General features: G+C 68.5%; 20 protein-coding genes and 1 pseudogene. 15 read left to right on the forward strand and 6 right to left on the reverse strand.

Annotation, left to right across the window (positions count from 1 at the left end; translation table 11 throughout):
• The first annotated feature begins 5 nt into the window (after positions 1-5).
• The 4 genes from ACQG3P_RS03950 to ACQG3P_RS03965 are packed head-to-tail and all read left to right on the forward strand — an operon-like array spanning position 6 to position 2,959.
• Positions 6-1,280 carry a pyridoxal phosphate-dependent aminotransferase gene (locus tag ACQG3P_RS03950; protein ID WP_068853968.1) on the forward strand — a complete coding sequence of 425 codons (1,275 nt, stop codon included), beginning with the start codon at positions 6-8 and terminating at the stop codon, positions 1,278-1,280.
• Between the two features lies 1 nt (position 1,281).
• Positions 1,282-1,905 carry an SGNH/GDSL hydrolase family protein gene (locus ACQG3P_RS03955; protein ID WP_426804272.1) on the forward strand — a complete coding sequence of 208 codons (624 nt, stop codon included), beginning with the start codon at positions 1,282-1,284 and terminating at the stop codon, positions 1,903-1,905.
• Between the two features lie 56 nt (positions 1,906-1,961).
• The gene (locus ACQG3P_RS03960) at positions 1,962-2,603 is read left to right on the forward strand and encodes a methyltransferase domain-containing protein (protein ID WP_083214206.1); all 642 of its coding nucleotides are present in this window, start codon (positions 1,962-1,964) and stop codon (positions 2,601-2,603) included.
• Positions 2,600-2,959: a hypothetical protein gene (locus tag ACQG3P_RS03965; RefSeq protein WP_068853971.1), complete on the forward strand. Its 360-nt coding sequence runs from the start codon at positions 2,600-2,602 to the stop codon at positions 2,957-2,959. Before ACQG3P_RS03960 ends, ACQG3P_RS03965 begins: the two co-directional genes overlap by 4 nt.
• Here ACQG3P_RS03965 and ACQG3P_RS03970 read toward each other — a convergent pair.
• The gene (locus ACQG3P_RS03970; RefSeq protein ID WP_426804273.1) at positions 2,862-3,713 is read right to left on the reverse strand and encodes a polysaccharide deacetylase family protein; all 852 of its coding nucleotides are present in this window, start codon (positions 3,711-3,713) and stop codon (positions 2,862-2,864) included. The genes ACQG3P_RS03965 and ACQG3P_RS03970 overlap by 98 nt on opposite strands.
• 57 nt (positions 3,714-3,770) lie before the next feature.
• On the opposite strand from ACQG3P_RS03970, the gene grxD reads away from it, so the two are divergent.
• Positions 3,771-4,697: a Grx4 family monothiol glutaredoxin gene (gene grxD, locus ACQG3P_RS03975; RefSeq protein ID WP_184125556.1), complete on the forward strand. Its 927-nt coding sequence runs from the start codon at positions 3,771-3,773 to the stop codon at positions 4,695-4,697.
• A gap of 57 nt (positions 4,698-4,754) precedes the next feature.
• Here the strand turns inward: grxD and ACQG3P_RS03980 are convergent, their stop codons facing one another.
• Entirely contained in the window at positions 4,755-5,294 is a 540-nt protein-coding gene (locus ACQG3P_RS03980) for a DUF924 family protein (protein WP_426804274.1), read from the reverse strand.
• A gap of 53 nt (positions 5,295-5,347) precedes the next feature.
• Positions 5,348-5,434, reverse strand: a pseudogene (locus tag ACQG3P_RS03985) (AMP nucleosidase); the annotation flags it as partial.
• A gap of 102 nt (positions 5,435-5,536) precedes the next feature.
• On the opposite strand from ACQG3P_RS03985, the gene ACQG3P_RS03990 reads away from it, so the two are divergent.
• From ACQG3P_RS03990 to ACQG3P_RS04025, 8 genes are all read left to right on the forward strand, one after another.
• Positions 5,537-6,946: an amidohydrolase gene (locus ACQG3P_RS03990; RefSeq protein ID WP_426804275.1), complete on the forward strand. Its 1,410-nt coding sequence runs from the start codon at positions 5,537-5,539 to the stop codon at positions 6,944-6,946.
• Positions 6,943-8,214, forward strand: coding sequence for an amidohydrolase family protein (locus ACQG3P_RS03995; protein ID WP_426804276.1), 1,272 nt, complete (start codon positions 6,943-6,945; stop codon positions 8,212-8,214). The genes ACQG3P_RS03990 and ACQG3P_RS03995 overlap by 4 nt, the downstream gene beginning before the upstream one ends.
• 58 nt (positions 8,215-8,272) lie before the next feature.
• Positions 8,273-8,908: a 2-hydroxychromene-2-carboxylate isomerase gene (locus ACQG3P_RS04000; protein ID WP_426804277.1), complete on the forward strand. Its 636-nt coding sequence runs from the start codon at positions 8,273-8,275 to the stop codon at positions 8,906-8,908.
• 83 nt (positions 8,909-8,991) lie between these two features.
• Positions 8,992-9,936: a DegV family protein gene (locus tag ACQG3P_RS04005; RefSeq protein ID WP_068853977.1), complete on the forward strand. Its 945-nt coding sequence runs from the start codon at positions 8,992-8,994 to the stop codon at positions 9,934-9,936.
• Positions 9,937-10,016: 80 nt separating this feature from the next.
• Positions 10,017-10,352 carry a hypothetical protein gene (locus ACQG3P_RS04010; RefSeq protein WP_093533574.1) on the forward strand — a complete coding sequence of 112 codons (336 nt, stop codon included), beginning with the start codon at positions 10,017-10,019 and terminating at the stop codon, positions 10,350-10,352.
• Positions 10,353-10,474: 122 nt separating this feature from the next.
• Positions 10,475-11,440, forward strand: coding sequence for a L,D-transpeptidase family protein (locus ACQG3P_RS04015; RefSeq protein WP_426804278.1), 966 nt, complete (start codon positions 10,475-10,477; stop codon positions 11,438-11,440).
• A gap of 6 nt (positions 11,441-11,446) precedes the next feature.
• Positions 11,447-12,127 carry a M23 family metallopeptidase gene (locus ACQG3P_RS04020; protein WP_426804279.1) on the forward strand — a complete coding sequence of 227 codons (681 nt, stop codon included), beginning with the start codon at positions 11,447-11,449 and terminating at the stop codon, positions 12,125-12,127.
• Between the two features lie 129 nt (positions 12,128-12,256).
• Positions 12,257-13,117, forward strand: a complete 861-nt coding sequence (locus tag ACQG3P_RS04025; protein WP_068853981.1) for a PA4780 family RIO1-like protein kinase — start codon at positions 12,257-12,259, stop codon at positions 13,115-13,117.
• Positions 13,118-13,120: 3 nt separating this feature from the next.
• Here the strand turns inward: ACQG3P_RS04025 and fghA are convergent, their stop codons facing one another.
• The 3 genes from fghA to frmR are packed head-to-tail and all read right to left on the reverse strand — an operon-like array spanning position 13,121 to position 15,409.
• Positions 13,121-13,951, reverse strand: coding sequence for an S-formylglutathione hydrolase (gene fghA, locus ACQG3P_RS04030; protein WP_426804280.1), 831 nt, complete (start codon positions 13,949-13,951; stop codon positions 13,121-13,123).
• A 17-nt stretch (positions 13,952-13,968) separates the two neighbouring features.
• Positions 13,969-15,078 (reverse strand): S-(hydroxymethyl)glutathione dehydrogenase/class III alcohol dehydrogenase, encoded by a 1,110-nt coding sequence (locus ACQG3P_RS04035; protein ID WP_068853983.1) that lies wholly within the window; start codon positions 15,076-15,078, stop codon positions 13,969-13,971.
• 55 nt (positions 15,079-15,133) lie between these two features.
• Complete coding sequence (gene frmR, locus ACQG3P_RS04040; RefSeq protein WP_426804281.1) at positions 15,134-15,409, reverse strand: formaldehyde-responsive transcriptional repressor FrmR; 276 nt, start codon at positions 15,407-15,409, stop codon at positions 15,134-15,136.
• Positions 15,410-15,530: 121 nt separating this feature from the next.
• Here frmR and ACQG3P_RS04045 point away from each other — a divergent pair, with 121 nt between their 5' ends.
• Together ACQG3P_RS04045 and ACQG3P_RS04050 are read left to right on the forward strand one after the other, a co-directional pair.
• A complete protein-coding gene (locus ACQG3P_RS04045) occupies positions 15,531-15,821 on the forward strand; it encodes a hypothetical protein (RefSeq protein ID WP_217538555.1) in 291 nt (96 codons plus the stop codon).
• Positions 15,822-15,849: 28 nt separating this feature from the next.
• Entirely contained in the window at positions 15,850-16,800 is a 951-nt protein-coding gene (locus tag ACQG3P_RS04050) for a cation diffusion facilitator family transporter (RefSeq protein ID WP_426804282.1), read from the forward strand.
• Positions 16,801-16,818: the final 18 nt, after the last annotated feature.

Here is a 16,818-nt window from a genome sequence, read left to right on the forward strand (position 1 = left end):
CAGTCATGTCCACGCCCCCGCTGAAGCCGCTTGCCACCCGCGAGCGCCTGTCCGAAGTCCGCTACGAGATCCGGGGCGAACTGGCGCGGCGAGCGCGTGAGCTGGAGGCGCAGGGCCGCAAGCTGATCAAGCTGAACATCGGTAACCCCGGCAACTTCGGATTCCGCGCGCCGGAACACCTGCAGCGTGCCATTGCCGACGACATGGGCCGCACCGATCCGTACACCCACCAGCAGGGCCTGCCCGAAGCGCGCGAGGCGATTGCCGCCGCATACGCCCGCCGTGGCGCACCCGATGCGCACCCGGACCGGGTGTTCATCGGCAATGGGGTGAGCGAGCTGATCGACCTGTCGCTGCGCGCCCTGCTCAACCCGGGCGACGAAGTGCTGGTGCCCTCGCCCGACTACCCGCTGTGGTCGGCGGCGACCATCCTCAACGACGGCCGTCCGGTGTACTACCGCTGCGCGCCGGAGAACGGCTTCCAGCCGGACCCGGTGGAAATCGAAACGCTGGTGTCCTCGCGCACCCGCGCCATCGTGCTGATCAATCCGAACAACCCCAGCGGCGCCAGCTATTCGCGCGAGCTGCTGGAGCGCATCGTGGCCATCGCCGCGAAGCACAACCTGCTGCTGATGGTCGATGAGATCTACGACCAGATCCTGTATGACGACGCGCGGTTCCAGCCGGTGGCCCCGCTGGCCGGCGAGCACCCCTGCATCACCTTCAGCGGCCTGAGCAAGGTGCACCGCGCCTGCGGCTGGCGCGTGGGCTGGGCGATGCTGTCCGGTGCGGCCGAACGGCTGGGCGAGTTCCGCGCTGCGATGGACCTGCTCAGCGCGCTGCGCCTGTGCGCCAACGTGCCGGGCCAGTACGCCATCGATGCGGCGGTGAACGGGCCGGACACGGTGTCGGCGCTGTGCGCCCCCGGTGGCCGCCTGTATGAAACCCGCCGTGCGGTGATCGAGGCCTGCAACGCCAGCGAGCATCTGTCGCTGGTGGCCCCGGCCGGCGCGCTGTACGCGTTCCCGGCGGTGGTGGGCGCGGCCGCGCGCAGCTTCGACGACCACGATTTCGCGCTGGAACTGATGAACGAGGAAGGCGTGCTGGTGGTGCCGGGTTCGAGCTTCAACGTGCCCTACCGCCACCATTTCCGGGTGACGCTGCTGCCGGAAGCCGAGGTGATGCGCGATGTGTTCGCACGCATCGACCGGGCGCTGGCCCGCCGCGCCGAGGCCAACACCAAGGTGGTGCCGCTCAAGCCGCGCAGCGCGGTGGCCTGAAGTGGCGCTGTCCTACCTGGCCCTGGGCGATTCCTACACCATCGGTGAAGGCGTGGCGCCGGCCGGACGCTGGCCGGTACAGCTGGCGACGGCGTTGCAGGAAGCGGGCCACGTGGTGGCCGAGCCGCAGATCATCGCCACCACCGGCTGGACCACCGACGAGCTGGACGCTGGCATCGATGCCGCAGCGCCCGAGGGCCCGTACGGCCTGGTGAGCCTGCTGATCGGTGTCAACGACCAGTACCGCGGCCGCAGCGTGGAGGAGTACCGCCCGCGCTTCACCGCCCTGCTGCAGCGCGCGCTCGGCTTTGCCGGGCAGCAGCGCCGGCGGGTGTTCGTGCTGTCCATTCCGGACTGGGGCGTGACCCCGTATGCGCGCGACAACAACCGCGATCCGGCGCAGATCGCACGCGAGCTGGATGCCTACAATGCCGCGGCGCAGGCGATCTGTGCCGAGCACGCGGTGGCGTTCGTGGACATCACCGCGATCAGCCGCGAACGCGGTGCGCAACCTGACATGCTGGTCGACGATGGCCTGCACCCGTCGGCGGCGATGTATACCGAGTGGACGCGCCGGGCCTTCCCGGTCGTTCGCGCCCACCTGGATGATGAGGCAGCACGCTGAGCACGGACGCGTTACCACTGGCCAGGGAACAGGCCCACCGCATCGCCGATGCCTTCATGCCGGCGCAGCGCTTCGGCAACCGGCGCGATTACTACTACAGCCGGGGCAAGCTCGGCAGCGACCCGCTGTATCCGGGCGTACTCGGCGCGCTCGCGCCCTGTTCGCTGCCGCTGCTGGACATCGGCTGCGGGCTGGGCCTGCTGGCCCATGTGCTGCGACAGAACCAGCGCACGCAGCCCTACCATGGCGTGGATATCGACGCGGACAAGATTGCCCGTGCACAGCGCGCCGGTGCGCGCGCGGCACTGCACGATGCGCGCTTCGACTGCGTGGATGCCAGCGCTTCCCTGCCCGATCACCACGGCAGCGTGGCGCTGCTGGACGTGCTGCAGTACCTGCCGGCCGACGCACAGCCGGTACTGCTGCGTGAAGCGGCGGCACGGGTCGCCCCCGGCGGGCGGCTGGTGATCCGCACCACGCTGGCCGACAACAGCGGGCGCGACCGCACGACGCGGATCACCGACATGCTGGCGCATCTGGTCGGCTGGATGGGCACGCGCCCCCGGCACTATCCCGACGCGGCCAGTGTGCGCGCACCGTTGGAGGCCGCCGGGCTGCAGTTGGAGATGACGCCGCTGTACGGCAATACGCCGTTCAACAACTGGCTGGTCACCGCCGAACGCGGGCAGCCGGCATGAACACGCCGCGCCCCCGCCATTCCGCGCTGGGCATCGCCGCGCTGGTGGTGAGCCTGGTGGCGCTGGTGCTGTTCGCGGTGACCGCGCATGTGGCCCACCTGCCCCGCTATGCGGGCATGCACGAGGTGCCGGTGGCGGTGCTTGCGATGCTGTTCGTGGCGCTGGGCGTCACGGTGGTGGGCCTGCTGCTGGGCATCGGCAGCGCGCTGCAGCACCAGCGCCGCCGGGTCACCGGCGTGCTGGCGCTGGGGCTGTCGATCACCTTGTTGTGGGCGCAGGCGTCGCTGGGGAGCTGGATTCACCAGCAATGGGTGGATGCGCACCCGACAGCGGACGCAGAGGCAACGCCGCACTGAGGCCACGGGCCTGGATGGCCTGCAACACCGCTTCGATGATCGCGAGGTTATGGCCGTGGGCGGCGCCTTCGTGGAGCAGCACGATCGCGCCCGGACGCAGCTGGGCGACGATGCGGTCGACCACGGCCTGCGGCTGGCAGTCCACGCCGTCGAAACCGCGCGCGCTCCAGCCCACCCGGGTCAGGCCCCAGCGCTTCAACGCGGGTGCCACGAACGGGTTGGTCATGCCCACCACCGAGCGGTACCAGCGCGGCGGGGTGCCGGCAATCCCGGTCAGGGTCTGCTGGCACTGCGCGATCTCGTCGGCCATGGCGGCCGGGCCGAGCCGCCAGAAGCGGGTCTGCGGATGGCGGTGGCTGTGGTTGCCCAGGTCGTGGCCCCGGGCCAGCACCTGGCGCACCCGTTCCGGCCGGGCGGCGGCGCGCTCGCCGACCATGAAGAAGGTGGCCTTGGCCTGGTAGCGGTCCAGCAGGTCCAGCACCGCCGGCGTCTCATCCGAGGGGCCGTCGTCGATGGTCAGCCAGACGTGTCCGGCCGGGGCCGGCAGGTGGCTCAGCACCGGGGCGTAGAAGCGGCTGTTGGGCAGGAACACCGGCACCAGGAACAGGGCGTGCGAGGCCACCATCAACGGCAGCCCGATGGCCCAGCCCCAGGCCCACCAGGCCAGCACCACCGCCAGCTGGGACAGCAGCAGCCAGGGCAGCCAGCGCCACGGGCGGCGGGGAATGCGATGCAACGTTTCCGGTACGGTCATGCCCCATGATGCCATGCCGCGTAGAATGTACGGTTCGAAACTCCGGACCCGACCACCATGTCCCTTGATCCTGCCCTGCGCTCGCGCATCGAATCCATTCTTACCGCCAACCGCGTCGTGCTGTTCATGAAGGGCCAGCCGACCATGCCGCAGTGCGGGTTCTCGGCCAAGGCCGTGGGCGCGCTGCAGGACCTGGGCGTGGAGTTTGCCCACGTCAACGTGCTGGCCGACCCGGAAATCCGCGAAGGCATCAAGGCCTACGGCGACTGGCCGACCATCCCGCAGCTGTACATCGACAGCGAACTGGTGGGCGGCAGCGACATCATCCTGCAGATGGCCAGCAGCGGTGAGCTGAGCAGCGTGCTGGGCCTGGCCGCGCCGGACCGTACCCCGCCGCGCATCACCGTGACCCCGGCCGCAGTGGAAATGCTGCGCGGTGCGCTGGCTGATGCACCGGGTGCCTCGCTGCAGCTGAGCATCGATGCCAGCTTCCAGCCGAACTTCCAGCTGGCCCCGCACGACGACAACGCCATTGCCGCCGAATCCAACGGCCTGCGCGTGCAGTTCGACCTGGCCAGCGCGCGCCGCGCCGAGGGCATCACCATCGACTGGGTGGACGACATCCGTGGCAAGGGCCTGGCCATCGACAACCCGAACGCACCGAAGGCCGTGCAGGAACTGGCCGTTCGCGACGCCGACGACCAGCGCCGTGCCGGCACCCTGACCGTGGTGGATGTGCGCCCGGCCGATGAGCGTGCGATTGCGTCGATTGGCGGCGACTTCAAGACGTTCGACGGCAACAACCGTGCCGAGCTGGAGGCCCTGCCCAAGGACACCCCGTTGGCGTTCCTGTGCCACCACGGTGGCCGCAGCGCGCAGGCGGCGGAACAGTTCCGTGCGCTGGGCTTCAGCAAGGTCTACAACATCACCGGCGGCATCGATGCCTGGTCGGATGCGGTGGACAACAGCGTGCCGAAGTACTGATCGCAGGTTCAACCGCGATGGATGAAAAAAACGCCGGCATTGCCGGCGTTTTTTTTGTCAGCCGGCGAACCCGCCTTCGGCGAGGTAGTCCAGTTCTTCCGGCGTTGGCATCCGCCCCAACACCGCATTGCGGTGCGGGAAGCGCCCGAAGCGGCGGATGATGTCGCGGTGCAGTTCGGCATACTGCAGGTATTCCTTGTCGCCCAGCACGTCGAACATGGCGACCGAACGTTCCTGGTCCTGCGGGTCTTCGGAATGCTCGAACGGCAGGTAGATGAAGGCGCGCAGCTTGGGCACCAGCTGCAGGTCCAGGCCTTCTTCCACCGCGCGCATGGCGTAGTGGCGGGCCAGGCCGTCGGTGGCGTAGGAATGGGCGGTGTCGCGGAAGCAGTTGCGCGGGAACTGGTCGAGCAGGATCATCAGCGCCAGCGCGCCATCGGCCGTTTCCAGCCAATGCTCGCGCGCACGGCGTGCGGCAGCGAAGTGTTCGTCGAGGAATGCCTCGCGGAAACGCGCATCGAACGCGTCATCGCGCGCGAACCACTGCTGCGGTCCCGCGCTGCGCCAGAATTCCACTACTTTTGCCGCCACGTCCATTCACTACCCCTGCGGGCGGCGCGCCATCCCGGCGCCCACCCATGCCATTACCATCATTCGTCAACGCGCAGGTGGCGGACCGACTTGCCGTTGCGCCGTATAAGCTTAAGCGCCTCGATACCGATCTGGATATGGTTTTCTTGGCAAGAGGGCGGCGGACCGGGCATGCACTTGGCCACTTGGCAACGCGCCGGCCAGCGGCTAGCGTCGCGGGGGATCTTTCACGCCGCATCGGGGATGACATGCGTACACGATTGACCGCCGGGCTGGGCCTGGCGCTGTTCACCTTGGCCGCGCCTTCGGCGCCGGCAGCATCGCGCTTCACCCAGGACCCCTACCCCAGCACCTATGCGCCGATCGCCTCGGCGCCGGTGCTGATCCGCAACGCCACCGTGCTTACCGGCACCGGCGCGCGCCTGGAGCAGGCCGACCTGCTGCTGCGCGATGGCCGCATCGCCGCGCTGGGCAACGCGCTGGAGGCACCGGCCAACGCGGTGCAGGTCGATGGCACCGGCAAGTGGGTCACCCCCGGCATCATCGACGTGCATTCGCACCTGGGCGTGTATCCCAGCCCCGGGGTCGGCGCGCATGCGGATGGCAATGAAATGACTGCACCGGTGACCGCCAACGTCTGGGCCGAGCATTCGGTATGGCCGCAGGACCCGGGCTTTGCCGCCGCGCTGGCCGGCGGGGTGACCTCGATGCAGGTGCTGCCCGGCTCGGCCAACCTGGTCGGCGGGCGCGGGGTGACCTTGAAGAACGTCTCGGCCACCACCTACCAGGCCATGAAGTTCCCCGGTGCGCCGTGGGGCCTGAAGATGGCCTGCGGCGAAAACCCCAAGCGGGTGTATGGCGGCGGCAAAGGTGTTGCGCCGGGTACGCGCATGGGCAACGTGGCCGGCTACCGCGCTGCCTTCATCGACGCCAGCGAATACCTGGCCAAGAACGCCCCGAAGAAGGTCAAGAAGAAGCGCTGGTTCGGCGGCAGCGACAAGGGCGACAGCGCCGGCGATACCGGTGGCAAGCGCGACCTGAAGCTCGACACGCTGGCCGGCGCCATCGACGGCGACATCCGCGTGCACATCCACTGCTACCGCGCCGATGAAATGGCCACCATGCTGGACCTGTCCAAGGAGTTCGGCTTCAAGATCGCCGCGTTCCACCACGGCGTGGAGGCCTACAAGCTGGCCGACCGGCTGGCCGCAGAAGGCGTCTGCGGTGCGCTCTGGGCCGACTGGTGGGGCTTCAAGATGGAAGCCTTCGACGGCATCCAGGAAAACATCGCGCTGGTGGACCGCCCGGCCAACAGCTGCGCGATCGTGCATTCGGATTCGCCCGAAGGCATCCAGCGGCTCAACCAGGAGGCGGCCAAGGTGATCGCCAACGCGCGCCGCGCCGGCATGCAGATCGCGCCCGAGCGCGCCATCGGCTGGCTGACCTTCAACGCCGCCCGCTCGCTGGGCGTGGAGAAGCAGACCGGCAGCCTGGAGGTGGGCAAGATGGGCGATGTGGTGGTGTGGAACGGCAGCCCCTTCAGTTCCTACGCGCTGGCCGAGAAGGTCTACATCGACGGTCACCAGGTCTACGACCGTCAGGACGTGCGCCGGCAGCCACTGTCGGACTTCATGCTTGGCCAGGAGGCACGCCCATGACCGCCACCCGCGTACTGCAGCGCAGCCTGCTGCTTCTTGCACTGCTTGGCGCCGCGCCGGCGAGCTGGGCGCAGGATCTGCTGATCCGCAATGCCACGGTACACACCGCCAGCGCGCGCGGCAGCCTGGAGCACGGCGATGTGCTGGTCCAGGGCGGCGTGATCCGCGCCGTGGGCACCGGATTGGTCGCGCCGGCCGGCGCCACGGTGGTGGAGGCCAACGGTCGCCCGCTCACCCCGGCGTTGTTTGGCGGCATCACCGACATCGGCATCGACGAAGTGTCCGGTGAGTCCACCACGGTGGACAGCGGCCTCAAGCTGGAAGACCAGCCGCTGCGCCCCGAGTTCGACGTGACGCTGGCCTACAACCCGGCCTCGGTACTGATCCCGGTGGCACGGCTGGACGGCATCGGCTTCACCGCCCTGGGGGCCAACACCAGTGGCAGCTTCATCGCCGGCCAGGGTGGGGTGATGCGGCTGGACGGCAGCGCCGATCCGATCGGCCCGCGCGCGCTGTTCATCCGGCTCGGCGCGTCCGGTGCCGAACTCACCGGCAGCTCGCGGGCGGCGCAGTGGATGCTGCTGGAGCAGATGGTGAGCGAAGCGCGCAACCGGGTGCCGGTCGATTCGCCGCATGCCCTGCTCACCCCCGCCGGCCGCGCCACGCTGGCCCGCTACCTGGCCGGCCAGGGGCGGCTGGTGGTGGAGGTGGACCGCGCGGCGGACATCCGCCAGCTGCTGCGCTGGGCGGCGCGCGAGAAGGTGAGCATCGCCATTGCCGGCGGTGCCGAGGCGTGGCGGGTGGCACCGCTGCTGGCGCAGGCGAAGGTGCCGGTGTTCGTCGATGCGCTGGGCAACCTGCCCACCAGTTTCGACCAGCTCGGCGCGACCCTGGAAAACGCCGCACGGTTGCGCGCCGCCGGGGTGCAGGTCAGCTTCGCCCAGCGCGACGATGCCTCGCACAACGCGCGCAAGATGCGGCAGCTGGCCGGTAATGCCGTGGCCAACGGCCTGCCCTGGCAGGATGGCCTGGCCGGGCTGACCCGGGTGCCGGCGCAGGTGCTGGGCGTGGGTGACACGCTGGGCAGCATCGAGCCGGGCAAGCTGGCCGACCTGGTGCTGTGGGAAGGCGACCCGCTGGACGTGGGCCACTACGCCGAGCAGGTCTGGCTGGGGGGCCGCGCCATGCCGATGCGCTCGCGCCAGACCGAACTGCGCGACCGCTACGCCGCCCCCGCCACCAGCGAACCCAGGGCGTATTCGCGATAAGGTCCCCTCACACGACCCGTAGAGCCAGGCCCTGCCTGGCGGAAGGCCAAGGAATCCCATGACCCTGCGCTGGTACTTCGATTTCGTCTCACCGTTCGCCTACCTGCACTGGCAGCAGCTGAAAACGCTGCCGCAGTTCGAGCGCATCACCCCGGTGCCGATCGCGCTGGGCGCGGTGCTGCACCACCTGGGCAACCTGGGCCCGGCCGAAATCCCGGCCAAGCGCCGCTTCACCTACCGCCAGGTGCTGTGGCAGGCGCAGCAGCAGGGCGTGCCGCTGCGCTTCCCGCCCGGCCACCCGTTCAACCCGCTGGCGGCCCTGCGCCTGTGCCTGGCGGCGGACGCCACGCCGGCGTCGGTGGACATCCTGTTCAACTGGATCTGGCGCGACGGCCGCGCGGCCGATACGCCACAGGCCTTGGCCCTGCCGGCGGCAATGCTGGACGTGGGCGACGTCGTGGTCGCCGTCTCGGCGCCGTCGGTCAAGGAACAGCTGCGCCAGAACACCGAGGCGGCCATCGCCGCCGGTGTGTTCGGGGTCCCCACCCTGTCCATCGATGGCGAGCTGTTCTGGGGCAACGAAAGCCACGCGCTGATGGCGGCGGTGCTGGCCGACCCCGGTCTGCTGCAGCAGCCGGAATGGCAGCGGATCGACACGCTGCCGGTGGCGGTGGAGCGCAGCCGGCCAAGCTGACCGGCGTGGTCAGGCAGCCGGACGCGATTTGAGATAGCTTTCACACTTTCGAACGGACACCCTGCCTGGAGGGGGCAAACAGGATGCGCATCGGAATCGTGGTCGACTCTGCCTGTGATCTACCGCAGGACTTCATCCAGCAGCACAACATCGTGCTGCTGCCCATCACCGTCCGGATTGGCGAGGCCGTGCTGGCCGACCACCGCGACGAACAGGCCACCCTGAGTTTCCTGCACGCCCACGTGGCCGAGCATGGCGCCGAGGCCGAAACCATTCCCTTCAGCGTGGTGCAGATCCGTGATCTGTTCCTGGGCAAGCTGGTGATCGATTACGACCATGTGTTCTGCATGACGATCACCAAGACCCGCAGCCCGATCCACGACAACGCGATGCAGGCCAGCTTCGCCATCCTCAACGACTACAAGCCGGTGCGCCAGGCAGCGGGCCACAACTCGCCGTTCGCGCTGCGCGTGCTGGACACCCAGAACCTGTTCGCCGCGCAGGGCGTGACTGCAGTGGAAGCGGTGCGCCTGCGCGACAGCGGCGCCGGCGTGCAGCAGATCCGCGAGCGGCTGGAGCAGCTGGCCTTGAACGTGCACGGGTACATGGTCACCCGCGACCTGTATTACATGCGCGCCCGCGCCCGCCACAAGGGCGACCGCAGCGTGGGCCTGATCAGCGCGGCGCTGGGCAGCGCGCTGGACATCAAACCAGTGCTGCACGGCTACCGGGGTACCACCGGCCCGGTGGCCAAGATCAAGGGCTTCGACAACGCGGTGCAGAAGCTGTTCGACTTCGTCGGCCAGCGGGTCAAGGGTGGCCTGATGACGCCCACGGTGTGCGTGAGCTATGGCGGCGAACTGGCCGACCTGCAGGCGCTGCCGGGCTATGCCAGCCTGCGCGAGACCTGCAAGGCGCACGGGGTGGACGTGTACGAATCGGTGATGAGCCTGACCGGCATGGTCAACGTGGGCAAGGGCGCGGTCACGATTGGTTTTGCCGACGAACCGCATACCTTCAGCGCTTGAGCCAGCGGACGAGCGGCCGGTTTCTGCACACCGATTCCACCGCGCATCTGCCAGCCTTGGCGCATTCAACGGAGACCACCATGTCGCAGTATTTCATCAGCCTGCCGGACCCTTCCAAGGCACACGGCAACGACGCCGATCTTTCTTTCCGTTCGCAGAGCGCCGGCGGCTTCGCCGAGGAGCTGCAGGCCGCGCTGCGCACCACCGGCCTGTTCGACCGCTGGCGCGCCAAGCAGCCGGATCCCGATGCCGTCGAGCCGCAGTGGGGTGCAACCGACCCGAATGCGACCGTGACGGGTGAGCAGAAGGACCTGCGCATCAACCTGGTGGTCAGCACCACCATCAACAGCGATGTGCTGAAGGAGCGGCTGCGCCTGCTCGCCGGCCACCACTGGGAACTGCGCGACGTCCGGTAAAAAACCGACCCGACCGGCGACGCCACCACATCGCGTTGCCGGTCAGCTGCCCGTCAGGCATTTCACAGGGCCTGTGCAGCGCGCTCCGGCATGGTGGGGTTGAACCTGCCCTGGAGTATTCGATGCCGCTGCGCCTGCCTGCTTCCGCTTCCCTGCTTGCCCTTGCCCTGGCCGCCGCAACCCCGGCACTGGCACAGACACCGGCCACCCTGCCCGCGCCCATCGCTGAAGACGGCGCCGTGGCCACCGGCCCGCGCTCGGACCTGCATGCGCAGGTGCTGCTGGACCGGGCGCACTTTTCGCCGGGACAGATCGACGGCAGGGTGGGCTCCAACCAGAAGCGCGCGGTGGCCGGCTTCCAGGCTGCGCGCGGGCTGAAGGTGACCGGCGAGCTGGACGACGCCACCTGGCAGGCACTGCAGCCGGACAGCACGCCGCCCCTGGCCAGCTACACCCTCACCGCCGCAGACGTGGCGGGCCCCTTCCAGCCGATTCCGAAGAAGCCTGCCGAGCAGGCCAAGCTCAAGGCAATGGGCTTCACCTCGGCAGGCGAGGCACTCGGCGAGCGCTTCCATGCCGATCCCAAGCTGCTGCAGGCGCTCAACCCGGGCGTGGACCTGGGCAAGGCCGGCAGCACGATCCAGGTGCCGAACATCGCCCCGGCTGCGCTGCAGAAGGCGGCCAAGCTGGTGATCGACAAGTCCGATTCGACGCTGCGCCTGTATGACGCGCAGGGCAAGGTGTACGCGCAGTTCCCGGTGTCGTCGGGCAGCCAGCACGACCCGCTGCCGATCGGCGAATGGAAGATCCTGGGCATCTCCCGCGATCCGCCGTTCCACTACAACCCGAAGCTGTTCTGGGATGCCAAGGCCGGCGACCGCAAGGCCACGCTGCCGCCCGGCCCGAACAACCCGGTGGGGCCGGTCTGGATCGATATTTCCAAACCGCATTACGGCCTGCATGGCACCCCCGAACCGGGCCACGTGGGCAAGACCGAATCGCACGGCTGCGTGCGGATGACCAACTGGGACGCGCTGCAGGTGGCCGATGCGGTGGACGCCTCGGTGCCCGTGGTGATGCAGGAGTAAACGACGATGCTGACGCGATTGCTGGCACTGGGTGTGGTGATTGGCGTGGCCGGGTGGTGGTTGCTGGCGTCCGGGAATGATGTCCCGGAGAAGGCGACTGCGGCGCAGGTGATGGCCGCGCCGGTGGCAGCGGCGCCCGTGGCTGAAAGCCGCAAGGCAGGGCCTGGCGCACCCGGGGCGGATCCGCTTGCACCTGCAGCACCTGCCGAAGGCACCCAGGCAGGGCCAGGCGCTGCCGCAGCCCCGTCGGGGCTGCTGTTGCCGGTGCAGGGGATCACGGCCGCGCAGCTGCAGGACACCTTTACCGATGCGCGCAGCCAGGGCCGGGTGCACGATGCCATCGATATCCTGGCCGCCGAGGGCACGCCGGTGCTGGCGGTGGCCGACGGCACCATCGAGAAGCTGTTCGACAGCGAGCGCGGCGGGCTGACCGTGTACCAGTTCGAGCCGGGCGGTACCTACTGTTACTACTACGCCCACCTGCAGCGCTACGCCGACGGGCTGGCCGAGAAGCAGGCGGTCAAGCGCGGCGACGTGATCGGCTATGTCGGGCATACCGGCAACGCCAGCCCGGACGCCCCCCACCTGCACTTCGAGATCCACCGGCTGGGCCCGGAGAAGCAGTGGTGGAAGGGCGAGTCGCTCAATCCTTACCCGGTGCTGCGCGGTGAGCAGGCCCTGCCCTGAGCCCTGCCCGGCCGGCCTGGCTGAACCGGGATGGGGTGCGCAATTGGCCCGGCCGCCGCGAAGGTGCGAGAATCGCCGGCCCTCCCTTGCCGGTTGGCGCATTGGCGCCGCCCTCCTGACCGAGATTACGTGAAGACCCCCGAAAGCCTGCAGGCGCTGATCGAAGACGGCGTGATCGACGAAGTACTGCGCCCGCTCAAGAGCGGCAAGGAAGCGGCCGTGTACGTCGTACGCAGCGGCGACGACGTGCGCTGCGCCAAGGTATACAAGGACATGGCCCAGCGCAGCTTCCAGCAGCGCGTGCAGTACCAGGAAGGCCGCAAGGTGCGGGGCAGCCGCGAGGCGCGCGCGGTGGGCAAGGCCAGCAAGTACGGCCGCAAGCAGCAGGAAACCGCCTGGAAGAACACCGAGGTCGATGCGCTGTACCAGCTGCGCGATGCCGGCGTGCGCGTTCCCGAGCCGCATGGGTATTTCCACGGCGTGCTGGTGATGGAGCTGGTGACCGATGCCGAAGGCTTCTCCGCCGCGCGCTTGGGCGAGGTCGAACTGGAGCCGGACCAGGCCCGTGAGTTCCACCGGATCCTGGTGCGCCAGGTGGTCCTGATGCTGTGCTGCGGCCTGATCCACGGCGATCTGTCGCCGTACAACGTGCTGGTAGGCCCCGATGGCCCGGTGGTGATCGATTTCCCGCAGGTGGTGAGCGCCGGGGGCAACAACGCCGCGCGCAGCATGCTGCTGCGCGACGTCAACAACCTCACCGCCTACCTGGGGCGTTCGGCCCCGGAGCTGCTGGACACCTGGTACGGCGAAGAGATGTGGGCGTTGTTCGAGGCCGGTGACCTGCTGCCGGACAGCCCGCTGACCGGTGAATTCGTCCACGACGAATCCACCATCGACCTGGACAGCGTCCGCCACGCCATCAACGATGCGCGCGAAGAAGCGCTGATCCGCCAGCAGGGCCGCGAAGCGGCGGAAGAAGAGGACGCGTAAGCGTCAGGCGTACAACGCCTTGGCGTGATACGCGATGTGCTCGCCGATGAACGTACCGATGAAGTAGTAGCTGTGGTCATACCCCGGCTGCATCCGCAGTTGCAACGGATGCCCTGCCGCGGTGCACGCAGCCTGCAGCCACTGCGGCTGCAGCTGGCTGTCCAGGAATTCATCGCCTGCGCCCTGGTCGACCAGCAGCGGCAGCTTTTCGGCGGCCGTGGCCACCAGTTCGCTGGCATCCCACTGCGCCCAGCCGCTGCGATCCTCGCCCAGGTACGCGCCGAAGGCCTTCTGCCCCCACGGCACCCGGGTCGGGGCCACGATCGGCGAGAACGCCGAGACGCTGCGGTAGCGCCCCGGATTGCGCAGCGCGATCACCAGCGCGCCATGCCCGCCCATCGAATGCCCGCTGATGCTGCGCGCGCCACTGGCCGGCAGGTGCGCCTCTATCAACGCCGGCAGCTCGTCGACGATGTAGTCGTGCATGCGGTAGTGCGCCGCCCAGGGCTGCTCGGTGGCATTGAGGTAGAACCCAGCGCCCTTGCCCAGGTCATAGCCCTCGGCATCGGCCACATCATCGCCGCGCGGGCTGGTATCGGGCGCGACCAGGATCACCCCGTGTTCGGCCGCGTACCGCTGCGCGCCGGCCTTGGTGATGAAGTTCTGCTCGGTACAGGTCAGCCCGCTCAGCCAATACAGCACCGGCAGCTTCTGCGTGGCCGCCTGCGGCGGCAGGTACACGGCCACCTTCATGTCGCAGTTGAGCACCGCCGAGCGGTGCTGGTATACGTCCTGCCAACCGCCGAAGGCGGCGCGGTGTTCGATGCGTTCCATGGGCATTCCCGCCGTGATCAGTAGTGGACGACCGAGCGGATCGACTTGCCTTCATGCATCAGGTCGAAGGCTTCGTTGATCGCTTCCAGGCCCATGGTGTGGGTGACGAACGGCGCCAGTTCGATATCGCCCTTCATCGCATCTTCAACCATGCCCGGCAGCTGGCTGCGGCCCTTGACGCCACCGAAGGCAGTGCCCTTCCACGAGCGGCCGGTGACCAGCTGGAACGGGCGGGTGGAGATTTCCTGGCCCGAGCCGGCCACACCGATGATCACCGACTGGCCCCAGCCACGGTGCGCGCATTCCAGCGCCGCGCGCATCACGTTGACGTTGCCGATGCATTCGAAGGTGTGGTCCACGCCCCAGGTGGTCATTTCGACGATGACCTGCTGGATCGGCTTGTCGAAGTCCTTCGGGTTGATGCAGTCGGTGGCGCCGAACTGCTTGGCCAGCTCGAACTTGGACGGATTGGTGTCGATAGCGAAGATGCGGCCGGCCTTGGCCTGGCGTGCGCCCTGGATCACTGCCAGGCCGATGCCGCCCAGCCCGAACACGGCCACCGAATCGCCTTCCTGCACCTTGGCGGTATTGTGCACCGCGCCGATGCCGGTGGTGACGCCGCAGCCCAGCAGGCACACGTGTTCCGGGTTGGCCTCCGGATTGATCTTCGCCAGCGAGACTTCGGCCACCACGGTGTACTCGCTGAAGGTCGAGCAGCCCATGTAGTGGTAGATCGGCTGGCCGTTGTAGGAGAAGCGGGTGGTGCCATCAGGCATCACGCCCTTGCCCTGGGTGGCGCGCACCGCCACGCACAGGTTGGTCTTGCCCGAGGTACAGAACAGGCACTCACCACATTCGGCGGTGTACAGCGGAATGACGTGGTCGCCCGGCTTGACGCTGGTCACGCCCTCGCCCACTTCCACCACGATGCCGGCACCTTCATGGCCCAGCACGGCCGGGAACAGGCCTTCCGGATCATCACCGGACAGGGTGAAGGCATCGGTGTGGCAGACCCCGGTGTGGGTGATGCGCACCAGCACTTCGCCCTTCTGCGGCGGGGCAACGTCGATTTCGACGATCTTCAGCGGTTCGCCAGCGGCGAAGGCAACGGCAGCACGGGATTTCATGGGGAAGGCTCCAGGACAGATGACAGGACGGGACAGCGCGCGGCAGGACGCGCGCTTACTTCAGGTAGGAACGGATCAGCGCGCTCATGTCGCGCACGCGCTCGGCACGCTGCGCATCGGACTGCGCCGGCTGGCCGAATTCTTCGCGCAGGTGGGCTTCCATCACCTCGGACATCAGCCCGTTGACGGCGCCACGGATGGCGGCGATCTGCTGCAGCACCGGCCCGCACTCGGCGCCGGATTCCAGCGCGCGGTCCAGCGCATCGCACTGGCCGCGGATGCGCCGCACCCGGGCCAGGACCTTTTTCTTTTCTTCCGGGGAATGCGGCACGGCAGCGCGACCAGAGAACTATACTGGGGGATAGTATACACAGATCGAATCCGGGTGCTGCACGAGGCCGTCACGGCCGTCCATGGATGCTCGTTCCAACCCCACCCCACCCGGACCGACGATGCCCGACGCCCCCTCCTTCGTTGTCCGCTCCTTCGAAGCCAACTACGCCGCGTCCGGCAGTGTCGAGCGGATCCTGTCGCTGACCGTGGACTGCAATTGCGGTACGACCTCCTCCTGCGGATCCAGCCAGCTGATCCACCTGCCCGGTGGCGCGCTGTTCCGCTGCGAACAGTGCGGCTCGCACCAGGCCATCAGCCACGCACGACTCGATGCCAGTACCGCCCCGGCACCGGTGCTGCGCGACAGCGCCACGCGCCGCAGCGCGCCGATGGTCACCATCCGCTTCTGAGCGGCGCCCTGCACTCGGAAGGCACGCCATGGCCAAGCCGTCCGGCTCCCGTCTTGTTGTCTACGCCGCGCTGGTCGGCAACCTGTGCATCGCCATCGCCAAGTTCGTCGCGGCCGGGCTTTCCGGCAGTTCGGCGATGCTCAGCGAGGGCGTGCACTCGCTGGTCGACACCACCAATGAACTCCTGCTGCTGTACGGCCTGCACCGCGCCGACAAGAAGCCCGACACCCTGCACCCGTTCGGCTATGGCCGTGAGCTGTACTTCTGGAGCTTCATCGTGGCGCTGCTGGTGTTCGCCGCCGGTGCGGGGGTTTCGGCCTACGAGGGCATCCAGCACATCCGCCACCCGGAACCGGCCACCAACCACACGGTGAGCTACGTGGTGCTGGGTATCTCGTTCGTGTTCGAGGGCGTTTCCTGGTGGGTGGCGCTGCGCGAATTCCGCGCGACCAAGGGGTCGCAGGGCTATTTCGAAGCCTTCCGGCGCAGCAAGGACCCCACCACCTTCACCGTGTTGCTGGAAGACAGCGCCGCGTTGCTCGGCCTGGCGTTCGCCGCCATCGGCCTGGCCGCGGCGCAATGGCTCGACATGCCGGTCCTCGACGGCGTGGCCTCGCTGTGCATTGCCGGCGTCCTGGCCGCCACCGCGTTCCTGCTGGCGCGCGAGACCAAGGGGCTGCTGGTCGGCGAGCCGGCCCACCCGCACGTGGCACAGCGCATCATGGCCGTGGCCAACACCGATGCGGACCTGCGCAAGGCCAACGGGGTGACCACCATGCAGATGGGCCCGGACCAGGTGGTGGCGATGCTGAGCGCCGAATTCGAGGACGACCGCACCACCCCGCAGATCGAGGCATGCATCACGCGTATCGAACGCGCGGTCAAACAGGAGTACCCGGAGCTGGTGGCGCTGTTCGTCAAGCCCCAGACGCCGGAGGTGTACCGCGCGCGGCGCGCGGCGTTGGGCGACCCGGGATGAAGCCTTCAGCTCGCGCGC

The organism is Stenotrophomonas sp. SrG (assembly GCF_050031795.1).
In the GTDB taxonomy this organism is placed as follows: Bacteria; Pseudomonadota; Gammaproteobacteria; order Xanthomonadales; family Xanthomonadaceae; genus Stenotrophomonas; species Stenotrophomonas rhizophila_A.